This window comes from Wolbachia endosymbiont (group B) of Parapoynx stratiotata, from assembly GCF_947250635.1.
Classification (GTDB): Bacteria; Pseudomonadota; Alphaproteobacteria; order Rickettsiales; family Anaplasmataceae; genus Wolbachia.
The window spans coordinates 330,788-351,610 of sequence record NZ_OX366335.1 but is presented as its reverse complement, the minus strand read 5'-3'; the positions used below and the strand labels follow the sequence as shown (position 1 = coordinate 351,610).

Below are 20,823 nucleotides of genomic sequence, written 5' to 3'. Positions count from 1 at the left end.
AATTCCTTTAGAACGCACTCATCCTCCTTTTATTGGCACATTTCTAGCTTTCACTACATCACAAACCCTTTCTTCCCACTCACTTAAGGTAACAAGTTTGTAACCCGATTTTTTTAGTATTTCAATAATCTGAGGTAAAGCTTCAACTGTATTTGATTTGTTATCGTGATCATGGAACAATATAATCGCTCCATTATGTACATTGCTTAAAACTCTTTCAACCAAAATCTCTGATTTATCACCTTGCCAATCCAGAGAATCAACTGTCCATAGTATGGAACACATATTTAATCGATTAGTATTTTCGATCAAATTATCATTGTGACATCCATATGGTGGACGAAACCATTTTACATTCTGTTCTGTTACATTTTTAATTGCTATATTTGTCTTTTCCAGCTCTTGCAATTGTTCCTCACTTGAAAGTGATGTCAACTTCCTATGCGACCAAGAGTGATTGCCTAACTCATGACCTGCTTCATGGATTTTCTTTACTATCTCATATGTTTTTTTATTTATACGTCCACCAAGCACAAAAAATGTCGCTTTTGTTTCATTGCTCTCCAGAATATTAATAATATCTCCCGCTCTATTATAAGACGGTCCATCATCAAACGTAAGTGCAACAAACTTATCTTTGTTATTCAATAATTTCTTTATATTACTTAAATTTCTATATGATAGATCCAAATCACAACTGAGCCCACGATATGGTAAGTTAAAGTTACAATCACTACAGAAAACTGCGCTTGAATATAGCAAAAGAAAAGCGATTATTCTTATAAACATATATAATCAGCAAAGTGATAGAGTACTACACTTTTTTGCTAAATTAAACCACTTTTAACAGCTACCGTTTACTTCGTTACTTTATCAATATATTATATTAATAACTTTATATAATATAGTATGATTGCAAATATAAATACCGTTGCACTTCAGGGAACCAGCACAGTAAATGTTAATGCACAAATTCACATGGCAAATGGTATTCCAGCTTTTAAAGCAACAAGGACAACATTGCAAATTTAGAGTTCAAAAGGGTTATTCCTCGAGAACTATTGCGTCAGAAAGCTGGCGCTGAATTTGTATATAATGTTGACCTTGGAGGTTTTTATGAATAATAGTGAGAGAAAAGAAAAATTGGAAACTCGTATTCTATCAAGCAGAGGCAGGTCTTTATTGGATCACGAGCTACTAGAACGTACTCTGTCTGGATATGCAGAAGGAAGAGAAGTTGCCAAAAGGCTAATGGAGCTCTTTAGTAGTTTAGGAAGGGTAATTAATGCTGATTTTCATGAGCTAAAAAATGTTACAGGAATGAATGATGGAGCAATAGCAAGTATCTTTTGTCTGAAAGAGATTTTTGATAGGATATTGAAAGGCAAGTTAAAAAAGCTGTCGATTCTTGATAATAGAGAAGAGCTACTAAAATACTTTAAAGCAGCAATAGGGCAGTCACGAAAGGAAAGCTTACGAGTGGTATACTTAGATCGAGGTGGTCATTTAATATATGAGTATATTCAAGACTGTGGAACTATAGACAGAGTACCTCTGTATGTGAGGGAAATAATAAAACAGGGATTACTGATTGATGCAGCATCTGTTGCAATTTCACATAATCATCCAAGCGGAGATATAGAACCATCAAAGGAGGATGAGGATAACACACTCACATTAGCTGCAACCTGCGAAAATGTAGGAATGAAATTGATAGATCATATAATCGTAACACAGAAGAGCCACTTTAGTTTTTATGACAGTGGCTTATTGTAATCTGTAACCCGGAAGGAAAGTTCTCTAGCTTTCCTTCTTTTTTTTCCACTTTATGAATTAAGAAATTCGCTGTAAGCTTAAACAAATAAAATTAGCAATGAAAGGTGGAATTAGGCAAAAAAATAAAGGAACTTAGGTTATACTGTGGTTTGACACAAACTGAATTAGGAAAAAGAATAGGTGTTTCATATAGACAGATACAAAGGTACGAAAATGGTTCGAATTACATTTTAGCCAGTAGACTATATGACTTAGCAAAAGCCCTATCGATAGATGTTGCTAACTTTTTTACTGATATGCACGCTGACTCACATGAAGCTTACGATGAAGAGGTGTTAAAGTTAGTCAAAGGATATAATGAAATTAAGAGCAAAAGGTTGCGTAGTGTAGTTTATATGTTAGTAAAATCTTTTTCTCAAAGTTACAATAAGAGTTAGTATTGCTTTAAAAAATGGGTATGCAACATCCTATTGATAAACAAATAGGTGAAAGGATAAGGAAAAAAAGGCTAATGTGTGGTTTTAGCCAAAGAGACTTAGGAAAAAAGCTTGGAATTTCATTTCAGCATATACAAGGATATGAAACTGGAGAAGTAAGGCTTATAGTTGATAGGTTGTATAATTTGGCAGAAGCTTTGTCAGTTGATATGTCATATTTTTTTACAAAAGCCTCTGAGGATTTACATGATAAGGCCTTTCATAGTGGTGTAGGTAGCGAAGAAATATCGAGGCTAGTAAGGGAATACAGGAAAATTAAGGATGAGACGTTGCGTGATATTATTCATTCAGTGATAAAGGCTCTTACTAATAGATAGGTATAGTAGTGCTTCATAAGCAAGAATAGCCTTCTTGCGTTCTACTCCCCGCGGTACTTATGAATTTTTCCAGACTTACGAATAACACGATGGCATGGTATTAAGTAGGAAATTGGATTGTTAGCAATTGCATTTGCGGCAGCACGTATGGCCTTTGGCTTACCAATTATATGAGCAATATTGGCATAGCTTGTTGTTGTAGCTGTGGAAATCGAAATCAATGCTTGCCAGACTTTAATTTGAAAGTCTGTTCCTCTAACAAGCAAAGAAAATGATCTCTCAGGTATTTGTGTGTCAAAAATATTGCGTACAATTTTTGCCGTTGTTAGCCTATCTTCTTTCAGGTAGGCTTGTGGCCACTCTTTTTCAAGTATCTTAATAGCTGAAGTTTCAAAATCACAAAAAGAAAGGTGACAGATGCTTTGTGTTGTATAGCCTTTCTTATAATAGTCCGAATGCGATAAGATATGTGTTTATGGCTATAGCAGGCCAGTAGCATATTACGGTCTGTTCGGATTATTGTAAAAAGAGCTATAACTCCAATAAGTGCTTTTCCAAAAATAGTAGAGTGGTAACCATATAAAATATCGATAGATTCTTTATTTTTTCCAGGTGTTATAACCTGATATTTAGCCATACTTAAGAAATCAGTACTGATACAGTTTAAATTGATTTATATTAAAATTAAAGAGTTCAAACGCTACGCAAGACCAATCCACCCCGCAGCGGTTTTGGTTGCTGGAAGTGATCATATTATTTAAGTTTTTAATAATATATGATACTGAGTTAATAACAATGAATTTTAAAATAAAAAGAAAATTCAAGGAAAACTTATAGTGAATTTTTATATATTCTACCACTACACTCTTGACCATATATTAGCATTATACCACTAGATTTGACACATAAACTCTCAATAACCCTTATCTACCAGGAAGATCATCTGCAGAACTATGCCCTAAGTTGTCTTTTATACGAAGAATATCCTTAACTGATATAAGAGTATTTGGCCTCTGCGCACGATCATTGAAGATGGCGTACGTTAAAACTACTGTATCCCCGTCGGTAATACGCTTATATCCTCTAGCATTAAAATAACTACCTAGCTGAGTATTTGCTTCCACAATTTTTCGCTGTAGCTCTCCAGTACCAGCAAACTTTAACTCTATTACAATTGGATGGGTACCATCTCTCGCTTCCACAGATCTTAACAGAACCAAGTCCACTTTCTGCCCTCCTCCCAACTGAAACTCAATAATTACCCTAGCTGGATTACTACAAGCGTGAAATAACCCATGCAATATAGAATGAAACCCTGCTTCCCTAGCGTTATCTCTATTTACTGTCCACCTTAATGGAAATAACACATTAGAGATGGCTTGGAATACTTGTGCATGACGATTTTGTACTTGCCAACCAGTATTCATCATTATGCCTGCAGCACTGTGCACATTACTAACACCACCTACTTGTAAAACGTTACCTTGAAAAACAGCATTACCTCTATTCTGCAGATAATTAGCAGGTGACTGGAATGGTATTATATTAACAGTTAGGCCTAAATCATCTTCATTCCTTCTATTAGGGTCTAATTGGCACATCACTTCATAAACCGTAGCATTTGGCCATTGTGCTAAATCTAATCCCACATTGGGAAATTGGTGAACTAAGATATGACGAATATGAAATACAACAACTCTCTCTTCCCTCCCTAATAACACATGTAAAACCATAGTTAAAGCACGATCTCCAACATTTACTTGTGCAATTCCTCCTTGCGGACCTAGCATCCTATCGTTATCGTGATACTCAAACAAGTAATTAGTTACATATACCTCATTTCCATCTCTTAACACAACTCTTCTTCTTGTAAATGCAGTATTTCCAAAAGTAAACCCAGTTGTATAGAGAAATACTCTTCTATCTCTAGCGCTGACACCACCTCTACTCCTCACACCAGGTACAGCAGGTACACCAAACGATGGATGGAGTAAATAATCTCTAACATTTTCTTCAACTTCTTGATTTGCTAAGGGTTCAAATAATCTTTCTACTAAAGAATATTCCCTTTCTAAGAAATTTTCTGTACTAAGCTGAAAACGTCTACGATTAAGGTCAAAGTTCAGTCCCACACAGACAGCATTGCCTGATGAGGTATGGATAGACAGTGATGAAACAGGACATCTGTTAACGTAGTTCTCTGCTTGCTCTAACGCATCTGCAGCACTTCTTCTTCCTGCCTTAAGCTCAATTATGATAGGCACAGAATCCCCTAACCTCTGCACACCACGCACAAGAAAAGTAATATCTGTATACCCTCCTCCTATAAACAATTCAAGATAAATGCCAACTACATGACGGTACCTAAAATTCATCAGAAAGCCTGACAAAAAGCCATGGTAGTCAGACTCGATACCATTAAAGTTTAACGATTGGTTATACCTATCATATGTATCCAGAATATACTGTAAAACATCTTCAATATTATCTCTTATATTAACTGCATTATTGTCTGCTAACCCATTTATTAAATTTGGTAAATAATTATTTTGCAATCCAGGTGTTCTGGTAATTTCATCAAAGCCATCACACGGAGATGCTGAATTTCCAGTAAATGCTTCTCCCTCACGAAATTGCATGCACCTTACTGCTTCTTCTTCCTCATCTTCCCCCTGATTCCATGCCCATACAAATGTTTTATACTCCTGCCAAGCTATTTGCCTTCTTCTAATACCCTGCCTCTGCAGCTCGTCTTCTACCCACTGCCTCTCTTCTTCACTAAATCTTGAGCCAAAACTGTTTTGCCTATCAGCAATAGTGTAACACCTTACAACTCTGTTATTTCTTTGATCTACCTCATTAGTTAAAACAGCAACCTTTAAATTTCCCCTTCTATGATTATCTGGATTATTATCAAAGCGAAAAAAAATCCTTTCATTATTGTTTGCAACATCAGAATCATGTGCAGTAGCAAACATACCGAAAAAAAATGCAGGAAAGAAACGGTCTTTACCGACAGAATGTAAAAAAGATGGACTCTGATCTAAAAAAGATTCAAACCTTTCCACAAAACCTTGGCAATTTCCATTTAACAGACTTCTCATTAACCCAATGTTTTCACCGTTACCATGCATATAAACACCTCTATCTTCTGTGACAAGAAAATCCACTAACTCCAGCACTCCCTAACATAGACTGTGGATCACCAGAGCCACCACCTTGAGGAGGCGTAGGTGCTTCCTTCTCTAACTCAGAAAATAGCTTTTCTGCCAATTTATCATAATCTATATCATCTTTCATACCAGCTCTGCCAACCATCTTTAGATTTTTAACTATAGACTTTTCAAGATTTTTAAAGTCTGTAGCTGAACAAAACTTCTTAGCAAACTTCAATATTTCTAATATTTCACTCTTTTTTACATTTGCAACACTACCTATTCCGCTACTCAATTCCAAGTCAATGATCAATCCTGCAAGAGCATGTTTGATTGGCACTGTGCCATTGGAAAAAAAGACTGCAGTCTTTTCTTCCTCTCTTTCGTGGCTATTAAAATTACCACACTTTATAAGATCTATCATAACCTTTCTAGCTTGAGTACTTAAGGTAGGACTTTCAACGATCTTATCCGAAAGGGAAGAAAGAAGAAGAGCATAATCCTTAGGTGAAAGTATTCTATCCTCTAATATTTTATTTTTAAACATTGGAACTATAGTTTGAACTGTATCAAAAAAATTTTGGTGTATTAACACGCTAAAAAGAGAATATATTCCTTTGTCTTTTTTTGATAACTCAGAGTTTTTCAACAGTTTGTTTTTTCCTTGAGCATTCATTTTGTTCAGACAAAAATCTAAAATAACAGCACCATTATGATTACATTGAGCAGAGGATAAGGTAGTAATTGCACCGATAATTTCCTTCTCTCTCTCTTTTTCACTTAAACGGTCATAAAAATATTCTACTCCCTCGCTCCATCTAAAACCTACAGCTCCTCTAAAACCTTCTACATTGCTATATTCTTTTAATTTTAATCCTTCAGATTCTCGGTCAATCCAGAAACTAAACACAGGATCATAGCTTTCCATAGACCCTAATAGATCACTTCTTATGTACTTGTTGTTGCTAGCTGCAGGTCTACCATCACTATCTACTGCATCAGGAGAAAACCTACCCTTATGAAATTCAAACTTCTCCTCAAAAAGCCGAGGAATTTTATCTATCACACAATACCTGCATGCCATATCATATCTAGAAAGTGGATTCTTTATTCCACCTACTTTTTCTTCAACTAGTTTCTGACCTAACGTTACATTATTCAATTTCATACCTGACCAACAACTTTCATCTTGGAATACATTGTATAAAAATTGTAACCCATCATCTTTAAGATATTCTACCTGTCTCATATAGGTTTTTACCCACCTTTCAATAGTTAAGCGCCTTCCAGCAGTAATATTAGAATCCGTATGTCTAACATTATCTTGTAGCTTCTTAAGTATTGTAGCGTGACGTTCTACTTTTTTCCTTGGCATTATAAACCCTCCTATTTAAAATTCATGATATTATGTAAAAATTATAATCAAATTACAACACTAAAATTACCAAGATATGGAAGAATTGCATGCAAACTCAGGGAAGTAAAAGTTAGTGTCCCCCCTCGGGGATTATCTCGCCTTGAGGCGAAGGAAAAGTTACAATAGTCGCATATGCGACGTTATGGATACAATACGCACTCTAAGTATGATATACTTGGTATGGATTCCCGAATATCGCAAAAGGATTCTGATAGGCCAAATTGCTGTAAGAGTTAGAGAACTGCTAAGACAGATTGCCATAGAAAATGAGATCCAAATTATCTCAGGTAAGGTAACTGTAGATCACATTCATATGTTTATATCATATAAACCACAGTAAAGTATTAGTAAAATTGTACAACTTTTTAAGGGAACGAGTTCGAGGTTGCTGATGCAAGATTTCGCAAGTTTACGAAAACAATTTTGGGTTATGGGCTAGAGGATACTTAGCAGTGAGTTCTGACAGATGAAGTGATACAAAAGTATATATCAATACAGGAAGGTGAGCCGATTCATGACAATGATCAATTTCAAATTGATTGAATTTTAACCCTTCACCTTATAGGTGATGGTTGTTGAGTTTTTCTGTACTTGTCTTTCAAGGAGAATCTCGAACAAGTTATGGTAAATTTTTCAAGAAAAATCTTTAAGCTATTGACCTCATTATTTAATATTCCCTAATTTAAATTAAAATTCAAGAATTACTTTATATAAATCTTTATAATAGTTTATTCCTCAAGGCTATGTAAAAACATAGCCTCCGATCAAGAACGTCCTACGGATGTCGTCTTGTTATTTTTTAATTTATTCACCCAAGAAAAGGTCTCACTACTTTTAGAATTTTGGTCACCCCACCTTCCACACCTAGTAAAACTGCCTCTTTCTACTGCTTCTTTAATAGACATTCCACCAAATAAACACCCCTGTCCTATGATTTCTCCTATTTTTTGCAACTCATTCCACATTTCTTCGTTTTCCACCTCAACTTGTACTTGATGATAGTCTTCTGTGTCATGATATACCATTAAATTTAGCTCTCCTAGGCTAGTATAAAATGTGACTGCAAAAGCACTGCTATCTGATATATCCACGTAGTCTCTTTTGCCGTCCTTCCCAGTTTTAACTTCAACTTCACCATCACCTATTTTTATGATATTGCCACCGAGATTTAAATCTCCCTTGCTCAGGCCCAAGTTTTTTGCGCCTTCTACAACTTTGGCAACATCAACTATGCAGCTATGTGAAAATTCCATATAGAAGGTCTTATTATCAATTTCTACATTTTCAACAGTTCCTTCTATAGTAGCGTTCTCTCCGATTTCTCTGAGCTTTTTGAGCCTACTATATATTTGTGGCTCAATTTCTTTTTGCACTTTTTCAGCTATTTTCTTATCAACTTGTACATTAAAATCTGCTCCATGTAAGGCTAACTTCCTGATTATATCTTCTTGTTTATTTCCTTTGAACTCATCACGATACATCTTAAACATTGTAACGTTAGCAAGGCTAAAGCCATCTTTGTTGCAAGCATTTATTCTTATCCCTAAGTCCAAAGCTTCATCGATAACTTTACTTAACTCGTTTACATTTCTAGCTGCAATGGTTTTCTCCAAAAATTCATTTAGTTTCATATTTTCATATTCATTTAGCCTTATCTTGCATAAAGCTGATCGAAATGGATTGAGCTCTTCAGGATATTCCAATACAGGTAATTTACTAATCTTTTTATTTGCTGTTGGAACAGCTTTTATAAAATTAGGTAACAACCCTTCTTTTGCTATTCGCTCTACCGCTTTTAACATTTTACTAGACAATTTTTTACCATTTATTTTTTTCATTGTAACCCTCACTTAATTTCATTACTATTCGATCATATCGTGATAAATATTATTTAATTGTTAATATTACACGACTTATTGATTTACTTTGAGTTATAATAACAAGTTTAACGGGCATTTACACTAGAAAAACACATCTTGTAAAAATTATTTCAATTTCAATCAAAGTTGGGTATTGTGATTGTAAAACTGAAAGAAATGGATCTCTTGTCTTACTCCACTGAAAAGTTGAAGAAGCATTGTCAGCTACTTGATAATGAAGAAAAAATAATTCTATATGAGCAGCTGCTAGACAAGGCTAAAGACATACTTGAAAATTCAAGAGATAATGTTTCTGAGCTGAAAAAGATCAGTAAAGCTGCTGTAGCGATAGAGGAAATTACCGATAAAGAGTTGTTAGAAAAGTTTAATGATGATCACCCCCTAAGGGAAGTAGACATTTTAATCTATTCTCCTCAAGGAAACACTGAAGTGGCAAATTACCTGTTCAGCATAGATAACTCATCAGAGCTTTATGATTTAAAAAAAGATAAAGAAAAAGCTCTTTATAATGCAGTTAAGTCAAATGATGTTGAGCTTGTAAAAAAGCTGCTAATGATCCTTTTACCTACAGAAGTAGGTGATTTTGATGTAGAATACTTGGAAGAATTGAAAATATTGCTGTCAGGAATTCACAAGGAATTGCAATTATCACAAGATATGAAAAATTATCTTGAGAAGACAATAAAATTCTATAGTTTTTTATGTAGTAATTTTAACTTACTAGTTGCAAATCCCACTGACGTAAAAGCCATGATTGATCTATTTGCTGCTCAACCAAATATTGATTACCAAATAGATAAGCTTCTGCTTTCTTTTATTGTGAGAGATATTGAGGAAAAAAAGCTAAATTCTGAAATTAGTCACATGATAGAACTCCTTGAGCAGCATGAAAGATTTGCTGAGCTCGAATATAAGGTCAGGAGATTAAGATCGGAGTTTGCAAATGGCAAAAGTAGATATTCAGCTGAAGTAATACGAAATAGCATTGCAGAACGAGAAAAAGAGATGAGGGAAATTGAGAAAAGATCGCATAATTTAATCAGCAAAAGGCAGATATTATTAAAGCAATTCCTTTGCTAGCTTTTTCATAAAATTTGTTGTAAATTGAGTAGCTAAAATTAAAGATGCAATTAGGCAAAAAAATAAAGGAACTTAGGTTATACTGTGGTTTAACACAAACTGAATTAGGAAAAAGAATAGGTGTTTCATATAGACAGATACAAAGGTACGAAAATGGCTCAAATCAGATTTTGGCCAGTAGATTATATGATTTAGCAAAAGCACTACCGATAGATGTTTCTAACTTTTTTACTGATACGCATGCCGACTTACATGAAGACTATGATGAAGAAATACTAAAATTAGTTAAAGGATATAATGAAATTAAAAGCAAAAGGCTACGTAGTGTAGTTTATATATTGGTAAAATCTTTTTCTCAAAGTATATTATCTGATACGTAAAATGACCATACAACATCCTATCGATAAGCAAATAGGTGAAAGAATAAGGAAAAGAAGGCTAATGTGTGGTTTTAGCCAAAGGGACTTAGGAAAAAAGCTTGGAATTTCATTTCAGCATATACAGGGATATGAAACTGGAGAGGTAAGGCTTATAATCGATAGGTTGTATAAATTGGCAGAAGTTTTGTCAGTTGATATGTCATATTTTTTCACCAAAGCCTCTGAAGACTTGCATGATAAGGCCTTTCGTAGCGATGTAGGCAGCGAAGAAATATCAAGACTAGTGAGGGAATATAGAAAAATTAAGGATGAAACATTGTGTGACATTATTCATTTAGTGATTAAAGCTCTTGCTAATACGGGCTTCAAAGGGGATGTTAAATGCACATCAATCTCAGAGTAGAGAAGTTAAGGTATTGTTTCAGCATTCTTTCCTAAAGCCACCTAATCAGTTATTTGTACTTTTACTATAGAAAGACAGCAATTCCATTTTTTTAATTCTTTAACATGGATAGCACTGTTTCGCGCAAAAAATTACTTTATTCCAGAAGACTGTATTCTATTTTGTAATTATTGAGTTTACTTTACTTTCCGGTCTTTTCTGTTTTTCCTTAATCCAAAACTTGCATTTTTAAAATAAATATTGCGCTGTAAAATATTTATACATAACCTATTAATGCAAAGAGCTTTTTGGTGAGGATTTTGTCAATTTTAGAGAGGGTTAGATGCCATCAGAGCAGTTTGAAAATATAAAACAAGCTATAAGAAATAATAATAACAGAAAAGTTGTAGAACTTATAAACGATAATGTGACTATTGCTGGGCATTCTGACGTAGATGGGTGGAATTTGCTACACTATGCTGCTCAGTATGGCAACTTAAACGCTACAGAATTTTTAGCAAATTTAACAGATATAAACCTTATCGATGGTAAAACCAATGCTCAGCAGAAGCCTATACATATTGCTGCAGATAATGGACATACAAAAATCGTAGAGTTTTTTATTAATGAGAAAAAAATGGATGTTAATGATCCAGGAAAAGATTACGTGACGCCACTTCACTATGCCGCTAAAAAAGGTGAACTTGAGATGGTAAAGTTTTTAGTAGGAAAAAACGCAACGATTGATGCTCTAGCTAATGGTGCTTGGACACCATTGCATTACGCTTCTGAAGAAGGTAAGTACTCAGTTGTGGTATTTCTCGTAGAAAATGGAGCAGATATTAGCAAAAAAAATCCTGATGGTAAAACATCATTACAGCTTGCTGAGGGAAAAGGATATCAAACTATTACGGACTTTTTAAAAAGTAAAGAATCAGAAAAGGAAAAGTTACGACAAAATAAAGCATTGCTTGATGCTGCAAAGGAAGGAAGTAGTAAAAAAATTCAGGAATGTCTTAAAAAAGGAGAAATTGATTATAAAAATCAGAATGGTTGGACAGCCTTACATTATGCTTCTAATAGAACAGTAGATGATTTGGAATTTGTAAGGTTTTTAGTAGATAAAAATGCAGACATTAATTCTAGAAATTCTGATAATAATAAGCCTTTACACATTGCTGCAAGGAATGGACATGAAAATATCGTAAAGTTCTTTCTGGATGAAAAAAGATTAAGTGTTAATGACCCAGGAAAGGATAATTGGACACCCCTACATTATGCTGCTGAAAGTAATCGCGTTGATGTCGTTAGGTACTTGGTAGAGAAAAAGGAAGCAAATATCAATGCTAAAAATTATGGCAATGAAACTCCATTTGACCTCATTAAAGACAAGGACTATAAAAAAGTGAAAGAAATACTGCTAGGTAAGGCATTAATTGATGCCGTAAAGCAGAATGATATTACAGAAGTTGAAAATCTTATTCAGAGGAAAGCTAAAGTTAGCTATCTGTATGAAAGTAATAAGTGGACTCCATTACACTATGCTGCAAGCTTAGGTTATAAAGCTTCAGCAGAAGTGCTCATAGCAGAGGATTTAAGTGTTATTAATGCTAAAGACCATGAGAGAAATACGCCTTTACATATTGCTGCTGATCAAGGTCATAAAAATATTGTAGAGCTTCTTCTTGAAAAGGGAGCAAATATTGATGCTATAAATTCTGGTAACAAAACACCGTTACAATTAGCTAAAGAAAAAGACCATCAGGCAACAACACAGTTATTATTGAGTAGAGCATTGCTTAATTCAATAGAAGAAGGAAATATTAACAAGATCAGAAAATGCCTTGAGGAAGGAGCTGAAATTAACCGTGAAGATAATAACGGATGGACCCCGTTACATTATACTGCTAATAAAAAAACAGAAGCTCAAGAGCTGGTAAAGCTACTAGTGGAAAGAGGAGCAAACATTAATGCTACAACTAATGATGGAGATAAACCCTTACATATTGCGTCCAGCCATGCACATACAAAAGTTGTAAAATTCTTCATTGATGAGAAGGGATTAGATATTAATGATCAAGGAAAGGATAATTGGACACCGCTACATCATGCTGTTAACAAAGGTAGCAGCGATTTAGTAAAGTTTTTGATAAAAAAAGAAGCAGATATTTATGCTGAAAATTCTAATAGTGTAACTCCACTTGACCTTGCTCAACAGCTTCCCCAAGGTGAAAGTAATCGGCAAGAAGTTAAAGCAATGTTGCAGGGCAAGGCGTTGATTGATGCTATAAGGAAAAATGATATATCAAAGGTCAGAAAATATATTCAAAATCTTAATTATTCATACGAGAAAAATGGATGGCAGCCGTTACATTATGCTGCTAGCTTAGGATATAAAACGCTAGCAACAGAACTTATCAATAAAGACTCAAATGTTGTTAACGCTAAAGATTCTGACGGAAATACACCTTTACATCTTGCTGCTACTTATGGCAAAGGCGACGTGGTAGAGCTTTTTTTGAGTAAGCAAGCAAGTATTGATGAAGTAGGAAAAAATAACTGGACACCGCTTCACTATGCCGTTTATGAAAATCGATTACCGGTAGTAAAATTTCTTATAAAAAAAGGAGCAAATATTGGCGCTACGGGTTTAAGTGGAGAAACGCCATTGCAACTTGCTGTTGAAAAAGGAGATAGTCACAGGGAGGTGGCAAAGTTATTGCGGAGTAGAGAGCTATTCAATGCTGTAAGAGGAGATAACCTGGGTGATGACATTAATAAGATTAAAGGTCTTTTTGCAAATGAGATTGATGTTAACTATTCAGATCTAAATAACTGGACACCACTCCATTATGCCGCTCGCAATGGTTATACAAAAGCAGCAGAATTTCTGGTAGAAAAAAAAGCAAATGTAAACGCAAGAACAGATAGTAGAGAAAAACCTTTGCACATTGCTGCAAAAAATGGGCATAAAGATATTGTAGAATTTTTTATCGATCAACAAGGATTAAGTGTTAATGAACAAGGGGAAACTAAGTGGACGCCCCTGCATTATGCTGCTGCAAGCAATAGCCTTAATGTTGTACAGTACTTGATTGAAGAAAAAGAAGCTACTATTGATAGCAAAGATAGAAATAATTGGACAGCTTTACATCATGCTTCTAAAGAAGGTCACATTGAGATTGTAAAGTTTCTTATAAAGAAAGGAGCGAATATTAATGCCCATAATTCTCAAGGAAAATTACCAGTAGATCTGGCAAGCGAGCCTGAAGTAATTCAATTCTTACTAAATGAAGGGTTGTCTGGTGCTGTAAAACAAAATAAAGTGTCGGAGGTGAGAAATTATCTCAACAAAGAAGTTAAAGGAATAAGGGTTAATACTGACTATAGTGATCAAAATGGCAGAATTTTCCTTCATCATGCTGCACGTTATGGTTACTCTGATGTAGTTGAGCTTTTAGTGCAAAGTTGGCCAGCTGTTAATGCAACTGATTTAAACAATTGGACTCCACTGCATTATGCATCTGAAGGCGGGCATCTAAAAGTCGTAAAGTTTTTAACGAGAGAGCAGGCAGACATTAACATTAGAAATTCTGACGAGGACAAACCATTACACATTGCAGCCAAAAGTGGGCATCAGCCAATAGTAAGGTTTTTCATTGATGAGCAGGGAATGAATATTAATGATTTAGGTAGAGATAATTGGACACCACTTCATTATGCTAGTGCAAACAACTATTCACAAACTGTAAATTTTCTTATCAAAGAAGGTGCAGATATTACTATCCAGAATGCCCAAGGTAAAGCACCTTTAGAGCTTATAACTGGTAATCAGGAAATTGCCAGGTCATTACAAAATGAGGCATTATTTGATGCTGTAGAACAAGGAGAGTATGCTCAAGTTCAAAGATATCTTGACAATGGAGCTGATCCTAACTCTCTGAGCGATAATGATTGGACGCTGTTGCATCGTGCAGCTGAAAAAGGTCATTTGCTAATAGTTTCGCTTCTAGTAGAAAGAGGAGCAAGCATTGATGCTGAAAATTCTGATGGGGACAAACCTTTGCATATTGCTTCACAATATGGCCACATAAACATTGTGAAGCTTCTACTTAATGGTAAAGTTAATGATAAAGGTAAAGATAATAAAACACCACTACACTATGCTGCTGAGAGTAATCACTTTGAAGTTGTTCGATATTTAGTAGGAGAAAAAGGTGCAGATATTAATCTTAAAGATGCTGATGGGGATAAACCTCTGCATCTTGCTGCAAAGAATGGACATACGGATATAGTAAAGTTTTTTCTTGATAAAAAGCTCAGTGTTAACGATTTAGGCAAAGATAGCTGGACACCACTCCATTATGCCGCTGAGCAGGGCAGGTCGGAAGTTGTGGAGCTTTTGATAACAAGAGGTGCAAATATCAATGCAGAAAACTCTGGTGGCAAAACACCTCTACAACTTGCCCAGGATGAAGGAGTCAAGGAGTTATTGTTAAATAAAGCACTTTTTGATGCTGTGAAAGAAGGAAATTTAGTGAGAGTACAAGACTCTTTCAGAGATGGAGCTAATGTAAACTCTACTAACAGATGGGGATGGGGGCTTTTACACGCTGCTTCTGTGAGAAATAATTTGCCATTGATCAGGTCTTTAGTGGAAGAGAAGGGAGCGAATATTAATGCTAAAAGTAGAGATGGAGATAAACCTTTGCATATTGCTGCCGAGAAAGGCTCTTTAGATGTTGTAAGATATTTTCTCAGTAGAAAAAATGGTGTGAATGAGGCAGATGCTAACATTAATGATAGAGGCAAAAATAATTGGACACCGCTTCATTATGCTGCCAAGTATAACCACCCTGAAGTTGCAGAGTTTCTCATAGAGAATGGTGCAGATATTAATGCAATTGACTATGATAATCTAACACCTCTGCAACTAGCTAATGAAGGGCCAATTAAAAGATTATTACAAAATAAAACATTATTACATGCTGTAAAGCAGGGCAATTTAAATGATGTAGAAAGATACCTTGATAATGGAGCTAACGTTAATTATTCAGATAAGAATGGATGGACAGTATTACATGAAGCTGCAAGTAGAGGATATCTAAGAGTTGCTCAGGCTCTAATATCAAGAGGGGCAAACATTAGTACTAGAGATCAAAATGGCAATAAGCCTTTGCATATTGCTGCTGATTACGGTCGTAGAGACGTAGTAGAATTCTTTCTGAAAGAGGAAAGAGCTGGCCTTAGTATTAATGATGTAAATAGAAATGGATGGACACCGCTTCACTATGCTGCAAGCAGAGGTGGTTTGACAATTGTAGAACTTCTGATAACAAAGAGGGCAAATATTAATGCTCAAGATTCTAACGGAAATAAGCCTTTACATATTGCTGCAGATAACGGGCATAGAAGTATTATAGAATTTTTCCTCAGGTGGCACGGGGATGAGCTAAGCATTAACGATAAAGGTAATAGTGATTGGACTATGCTACACTACGCTGCTGACAAAGGGTATCCAGAAGTTGTAAAGTTTCTAATAGAAAAAGGAGCAGATATTGATGCTAAAAGTACTGACAATAAAACACCTCTGCAACTAGCAAGCAGTAAAAACCATCAAGAAGCAGCAAGATTATTGCGTAATAAAGCATTATTTAATGCTGTGAAACAAGGAGAGTTAAATAAAGCTGAACAGTATCTTGCTGAAGGAGCAGACCCTAACTACAAAGACGAAAATGACTGGACATTGCTGCATGATGCCGCTAGCAAAGGTTACATTGAAATCGTTAGGCTTCTAAAGGCACAAGGAGCAAATGTTGATGCTAAGTCTTATAATGCAAAGCCTTTGCATTATGCTGCTAGGAATGGATACGAAGACGTAGTAGCGTTTTTGATAGTAGGGAAAGTGAAAAGTGATGGTGTTGACAGTCGTGGTAGGAATAATTGGACACCATTACATTATGCTGCTAGACATGGACGCTTGGCAGTAGTAGAATTTCTGGTAGGAGAAGACGCAGATATCAACCTTAAGGATACTAACAGAAATAAGCCATTGCATGTTGCTGCTCAATATGGTCATACAAATGTGATGGAGTTTTTCTTAAGGAAAAACAGAGAAGGGTTGAGTATCGATGACAAAGGTATAAGTGGAAAAACAGCTTTGCATCAAGCAGCTGAGAAAAGCCATTCAGCAGTTGTAGAATTTTTGATAGAGAAAGGAGCAGATATCAATATTCAAGATTCTGAAGAAAACACGCCATTGCAACTCGCAACTGAACCTGAGACAATTAAATTGTTACAAGATAAGGCATTATTTAATGCCGTTAAGCAGGGAGATCGTGACCAGATTAGTGAATATCTTACTAGTGGAGCTGATGTTGATGTGACTAACAGGTGGGGATGGGGAATGTTGCATATTGCAGCAGAAAATGGCGACTTATCGATGATAAGGTTTTTACAAAGTAAAGGAGCGAGCCTAAACATAAAAAGCATTAGTGGTGAAAGCCCGTTACATGTTGCTACCAAAAATGGGTACAAAAATGTTGCTGAGTTCTTACTCGAACATGGAGTGAGTGCTAGTGAGCCAGACAAAAATAATAAAACGCCATTACATTATGCTGCAGAGGAAGGTTATTTTGAACTTGTAAAGTTACTAATAGAAAAGAGAGCAGACATCAACGCGAGGGATTCAGACGGTAAAACACCATTACAACTTGCTAAGGAAAAAGAGAATGGAGAAATTACTGAATTACTGTTAAATGAGGCTATGTTTCATTCTGTAGGAAGGAATGACATACAAAGAGTTAGAGGTTATCTTAAAGAAGGAGCTGATGTTAATTATTCTGGTCACAATAACTGGACACCGCTGCATTATGCCGCTTATAGAAACCACATAAAACTCATAAAACTTTTAGTAGAAGAAGGGGCAAATGTTAATGCTGGGTCTCATTACATAAAACCTTTACATATTGCTGCTCAATATGGCCATAAAGGCGTAGTGGAATTTTTGCTTAACAGCGGATCAAATATTAATGCTTCTGGTTGGAATAGCTGGACACCACTCCATTATGCTGCTGATTCTGGTCACTCAGAGGTTGTGAAGTTGCTTATAGAAAGAGAGGCAGATATTAATGTTCAAGATTTTCATGGCAAGATACCGTTACAACTTGCTACAGAAAAGCGCCACCTAGAAGTCATAAAAGCTCTTTCAAACGCAGGATTATTTGATGCGATAAGTCAGAAAGATTTTAGAAAGGTTGAACACTATTTTAATATAGGTGCAGATGTTAACTCTAGAGATGATAACGACTTAACACCATTGCACAAAGCTGCTCAAGGTGGTGATTTAGAGATTGTCAGGTTTCTTCTTAGAAAAAAGGCTTATACTAATGCTAGAAATAATAAAGATTACCTTACTCCGCTCCATGAAGCTGCTAAGAGTGGTAACTTAGAAGTTGTGAAACTACTTATTAACTTTAGATCAAACATTCATGATCAAACGATAAGTGGAACAAAATCTTTGCATATTGCTGCTGAGTATGGACATAAAGATATCGTAGAGTTTTTCCTCAATAGGGGATTAAGTGTCAATGATTTAGATAAGAATCAGTGGACGCCATTACACTATGCTGCCAAGAGTGATAACTTAGAAGTTATAAAGTTCCTCATCAGTAGAGGAGCAGATATCAATGCCAAAGATTCTAATAATTTAAAACCTTTGCATATTGCTGCTGAGTACGGTCATAAAGGTATTGTGGAGTTCTTTACTGTAGAAAAACAGCTAAGTGTTAATGACCAAGATAAAAGTAATAAAACATTAATGCACTATGCTGCTGAAAGTGGTAATTTGAGCGTTATTGAGTTTCTTGCAGGCAAAGGAGCAAATATTATTGCTTTTGATATTAACGGTGTGAGTCCTTTACATATTGCTGCTGAACATGGACACAAAAATGCTGTTGGGTTTTTCCTTAGCAGAGGATTGAATGTTAACTATCAAGATAAAGAGAGCCAAATACCACTACATTATGCTGCTAAAGGCGGTAATTTGGAAGTGATTAAACTTCTTGTAAGTAGAGGAGCAAATGTCAATGCTCAGGATTCTAGTAATGCAAAACCTTTGCATTATGCTGCTCAGTATGGTCATAAGGATATAGTAGAATTTTTTGTTGTGCAAAAGCAGCTAAGTGTTGATGACAAAGGCAAAGACAATTGGACACCTTTATATTATGCTGCTAAAGGCAGGAATAATAAACACATTGATGATAGTAAACTTTTAGAGGTTATTAGGTTTCTTGTTCGTCAAGATAGAAATGTTGTCGATACTAAAGATGTTTATGGTGCTGGGCCTTTACATATTGCAGCCAAGTATGGACATGAGCGTATCGTAGAGTTTTTTATGCAAAAAGAATTAAATGTTAATAATGCTGATTATCAGCAATTAACACCTTTGCATTATGCTGCCCAGCATGGGCGCTTGAAGGCTACTAAATCTTTGGTTGAAGAAGGTGCAGATACTAGAGCTGTAAGTAATGATGGAAAAAGACCGATACACTCCGCAGCTAATAACGTACATAAAAATATTGTACTGTTCTTCGTACAACAAGGGCTCAGTATTAATGATCCGGATACTAGTTTAATGTGGACGCCATTACATTATGCTGCCCATTCTGGTAATTTGGATTTTGTCCGATCGCTTTTAGCTGAGGGAGCAAATTTTAATGCTATAGATGCTAACAGCGCAAAACCTTTGCACATTGCTGCTGAACGTGGGCATCAAAAAGTTATAGAACTTTTAATAAACCAGGGAATGAATGTTAATGATTTAGGTCAGGACAATTGGACACCATTACACTATGCTGCAAGGCATGGTCATTTGGGAGCTGTAAGGTTTTTAGTAGAAGAGAAAGGAGCAAATATTAATGCTGTTGATCTGAGTGGTAAAATGCCTCCACATATTGCTGCTGAAAATGGACATAAAGATATTGTAAAATTTTTCCTTGATAAAGGAATAAGTGTTAATAAGGTAGGTGCAGACAATTGGACGCCTCTTCATTATGCTGCCAGTAAAGGTCATTTAGAAACCGTCAAGTTTCTTGTAGAGGAAAAAGAAGCAGATATTAATCTTCTCAGTATTGATCATGAAAATCCACTTGATGTAGCTATTTCTACAAACCGTATAAGTGTAGCAGAATACTTAAGCCAAGCTCTGGAAGAAAAAGAGCATGTTGCTAATATCAGGCATAGTCGCCATCTTTTTGCTACTGCAGATCAGTTTCAAAGCAGTGGTGCAGGCAGGCACTCTTCGCTGATAGGTAGCTTAGTTTCTTTGGTAAAAGGTTGGCTATTTTCACAGCCAGTACCTAATACTGAACAACTATTTTTATCGAGTAATACGGCCAAAGCTACACCTATTATTCAAGAAAGGCTTGGGAATATTAGTAATGCAGACATGATGCTTTATTATGTATTATATAGCTGGTTCAATGGAAATAAATGCAACATGAAATGTAGAGCTTATGAAAGCAGTACTTTATCAAAAGAGGAGACAATAGGCTGTACTTTACGTATAGTGGAAAAGCTAGAGCAAGTAATGAAGCAAGCAGCTCGTAGTAGTGGTATAGCATGGAAATCAGTAAGAATTGATTTTTTAGAAGTACAAAAAACTATCACAGCAAAAATTACAAGTGGCAATTATGATACAATTGCTAGTCTTTTAGACTCATATGTAGAAAAGGCATTTTCACAAAATTTAAGTCAAAAGCAAATCGATGGATTTAAAAAAGCCTATAATGGTAAGAAAGATCGAATATTAAATAATGCTGATCTGCAAATCCAAGCTAGCATCCAAGTACCTACCTCTATACAAAGTGTTCTTATAGAAAAAGGTATCACAAATGAAAAAAGCAAAGAGACCTGCTACTCATTATTAAAATAGCAGGT

Annotated in this window: 12 protein-coding genes and 1 pseudogene; 8 read left to right on the top strand and 5 right to left on the bottom strand. The window is 35.4% G+C overall.

Annotated elements, in window-relative coordinates; translation table 11 throughout:
• Positions 1-18: 18 nt before the first annotated feature.
• Positions 19-789 carry a polysaccharide deacetylase family protein gene (locus OOT12_RS01590; protein WP_264375001.1) on the bottom strand — a complete coding sequence of 257 codons (771 nt, stop codon included), beginning with the start codon at positions 787-789 and terminating at the stop codon, positions 19-21.
• Between the two features lie 327 nt (positions 790-1,116).
• Between OOT12_RS01590 and OOT12_RS01585 the strand changes: the two genes are divergently transcribed.
• From OOT12_RS01585 to OOT12_RS01575, 3 genes are all read left to right on the top strand, one after another.
• Positions 1,117-1,776: a JAB domain-containing protein gene (locus OOT12_RS01585; RefSeq protein ID WP_264338883.1), complete on the top strand. Its 660-nt coding sequence runs from the start codon at positions 1,117-1,119 to the stop codon at positions 1,774-1,776.
• Positions 1,777-1,880: 104 nt separating this feature from the next.
• Positions 1,881-2,213: a helix-turn-helix domain-containing protein gene (locus OOT12_RS01580; protein WP_182309485.1), complete on the top strand. Its 333-nt coding sequence runs from the start codon at positions 1,881-1,883 to the stop codon at positions 2,211-2,213.
• 14 nt (positions 2,214-2,227) lie between these two features.
• The gene (locus OOT12_RS01575) at positions 2,228-2,590 is read left to right on the top strand and encodes a helix-turn-helix domain-containing protein (RefSeq protein WP_264685345.1); all 363 of its coding nucleotides are present in this window, start codon (positions 2,228-2,230) and stop codon (positions 2,588-2,590) included.
• 41 nt (positions 2,591-2,631) lie between these two features.
• Here OOT12_RS01575 and OOT12_RS07320 read toward each other — a convergent pair whose 3' ends face one another.
• The 3 genes from OOT12_RS07320 to OOT12_RS01565 form a co-directional block, all read right to left on the bottom strand.
• A complete protein-coding gene (locus OOT12_RS07320; protein ID WP_406721036.1) occupies positions 2,632-2,811 on the bottom strand; it encodes a methylated-DNA--[protein]-cysteine S-methyltransferase in 180 nt (59 codons plus the stop codon).
• A 702-nt stretch (positions 2,812-3,513) separates the two neighbouring features.
• On the bottom strand, positions 3,514-5,724 hold the full coding sequence (locus OOT12_RS01570; protein ID WP_264685344.1) for a hypothetical protein: 2,211 nt from the start codon (positions 5,722-5,724) through the stop codon (positions 3,514-3,516).
• A 10-nt stretch (positions 5,725-5,734) separates the two neighbouring features.
• Positions 5,735-7,120 (bottom strand): hypothetical protein, encoded by a 1,386-nt coding sequence (locus OOT12_RS01565; RefSeq protein ID WP_264685343.1) that lies wholly within the window; start codon positions 7,118-7,120, stop codon positions 5,735-5,737.
• A 174-nt stretch (positions 7,121-7,294) separates the two neighbouring features.
• Between OOT12_RS01565 and tnpA the strand changes: the two are divergent.
• Positions 7,295-7,705 (top strand): annotated as a pseudogene (gene tnpA, locus OOT12_RS01560) (IS200/IS605 family transposase).
• Positions 7,706-7,926: 221 nt separating this feature from the next.
• On the opposite strand, the gene OOT12_RS01555 reads toward tnpA, so the two are convergent.
• On the bottom strand, positions 7,927-9,000 hold the full coding sequence (locus OOT12_RS01555; RefSeq protein ID WP_264685342.1) for a hypothetical protein: 1,074 nt from the start codon (positions 8,998-9,000) through the stop codon (positions 7,927-7,929).
• 177 nt (positions 9,001-9,177) lie between these two features.
• Between OOT12_RS01555 and OOT12_RS01550 the strand changes: the two genes are divergently transcribed.
• From OOT12_RS01550 to OOT12_RS01535, 4 genes are all read left to right on the top strand, one after another.
• Entirely contained in the window at positions 9,178-10,122 is a 945-nt protein-coding gene (locus tag OOT12_RS01550) for a hypothetical protein (RefSeq protein ID WP_264685400.1), read from the top strand.
• A gap of 44 nt (positions 10,123-10,166) precedes the next feature.
• On the top strand, positions 10,167-10,502 hold the full coding sequence (locus OOT12_RS01545; RefSeq protein ID WP_264685341.1) for a helix-turn-helix domain-containing protein: 336 nt from the start codon (positions 10,167-10,169) through the stop codon (positions 10,500-10,502).
• Between the two features lies 1 nt (position 10,503).
• On the top strand, positions 10,504-10,905 hold the full coding sequence (locus OOT12_RS01540) for a helix-turn-helix domain-containing protein (protein ID WP_264685340.1): 402 nt from the start codon (positions 10,504-10,506) through the stop codon (positions 10,903-10,905).
• Positions 10,906-11,227: 322 nt separating this feature from the next.
• The gene (locus OOT12_RS01535) at positions 11,228-20,818 is read left to right on the top strand and encodes an ankyrin repeat domain-containing protein (RefSeq protein WP_264685339.1); all 9,591 of its coding nucleotides are present in this window, start codon (positions 11,228-11,230) and stop codon (positions 20,816-20,818) included.
• Positions 20,819-20,823: the final 5 nt, after the last annotated feature.

Coding starts and splice junctions, on each gene's coding strand:
- OOT12_RS01540 (WP_264685340.1), top strand. CDS start 10,504: ATGACCATACAACATCCTATCGATAAGCAAATAGGTGAAAGAATAAGG.
- OOT12_RS01555 (WP_264685342.1), bottom strand. CDS start 9,000: ATGAAAAAAATAAATGGTAAAAAATTGTCTAGTAAAATGTTAAAAGCG.
- OOT12_RS01570 (WP_264685344.1), bottom strand. CDS start 5,724: ATGCATGGTAACGGTGAAAACATTGGGTTAATGAGAAGTCTGTTAAAT.
- OOT12_RS01590 (WP_264375001.1), bottom strand. CDS start 789: ATGTTTATAAGAATAATCGCTTTTCTTTTGCTATATTCAAGCGCAGTT.
- OOT12_RS01545 (WP_264685341.1), top strand. CDS start 10,167: ATGCAATTAGGCAAAAAAATAAAGGAACTTAGGTTATACTGTGGTTTA.
- OOT12_RS01565 (WP_264685343.1), bottom strand. CDS start 7,120: ATGCCAAGGAAAAAAGTAGAACGTCACGCTACAATACTTAAGAAGCTA.
- OOT12_RS01575 (WP_264685345.1), top strand. CDS start 2,228: ATGGGTATGCAACATCCTATTGATAAACAAATAGGTGAAAGGATAAGG.
- OOT12_RS01535 (WP_264685339.1), top strand. CDS start 11,228: ATGCCATCAGAGCAGTTTGAAAATATAAAACAAGCTATAAGAAATAAT.
- OOT12_RS01585 (WP_264338883.1), top strand. CDS start 1,117: ATGAATAATAGTGAGAGAAAAGAAAAATTGGAAACTCGTATTCTATCA.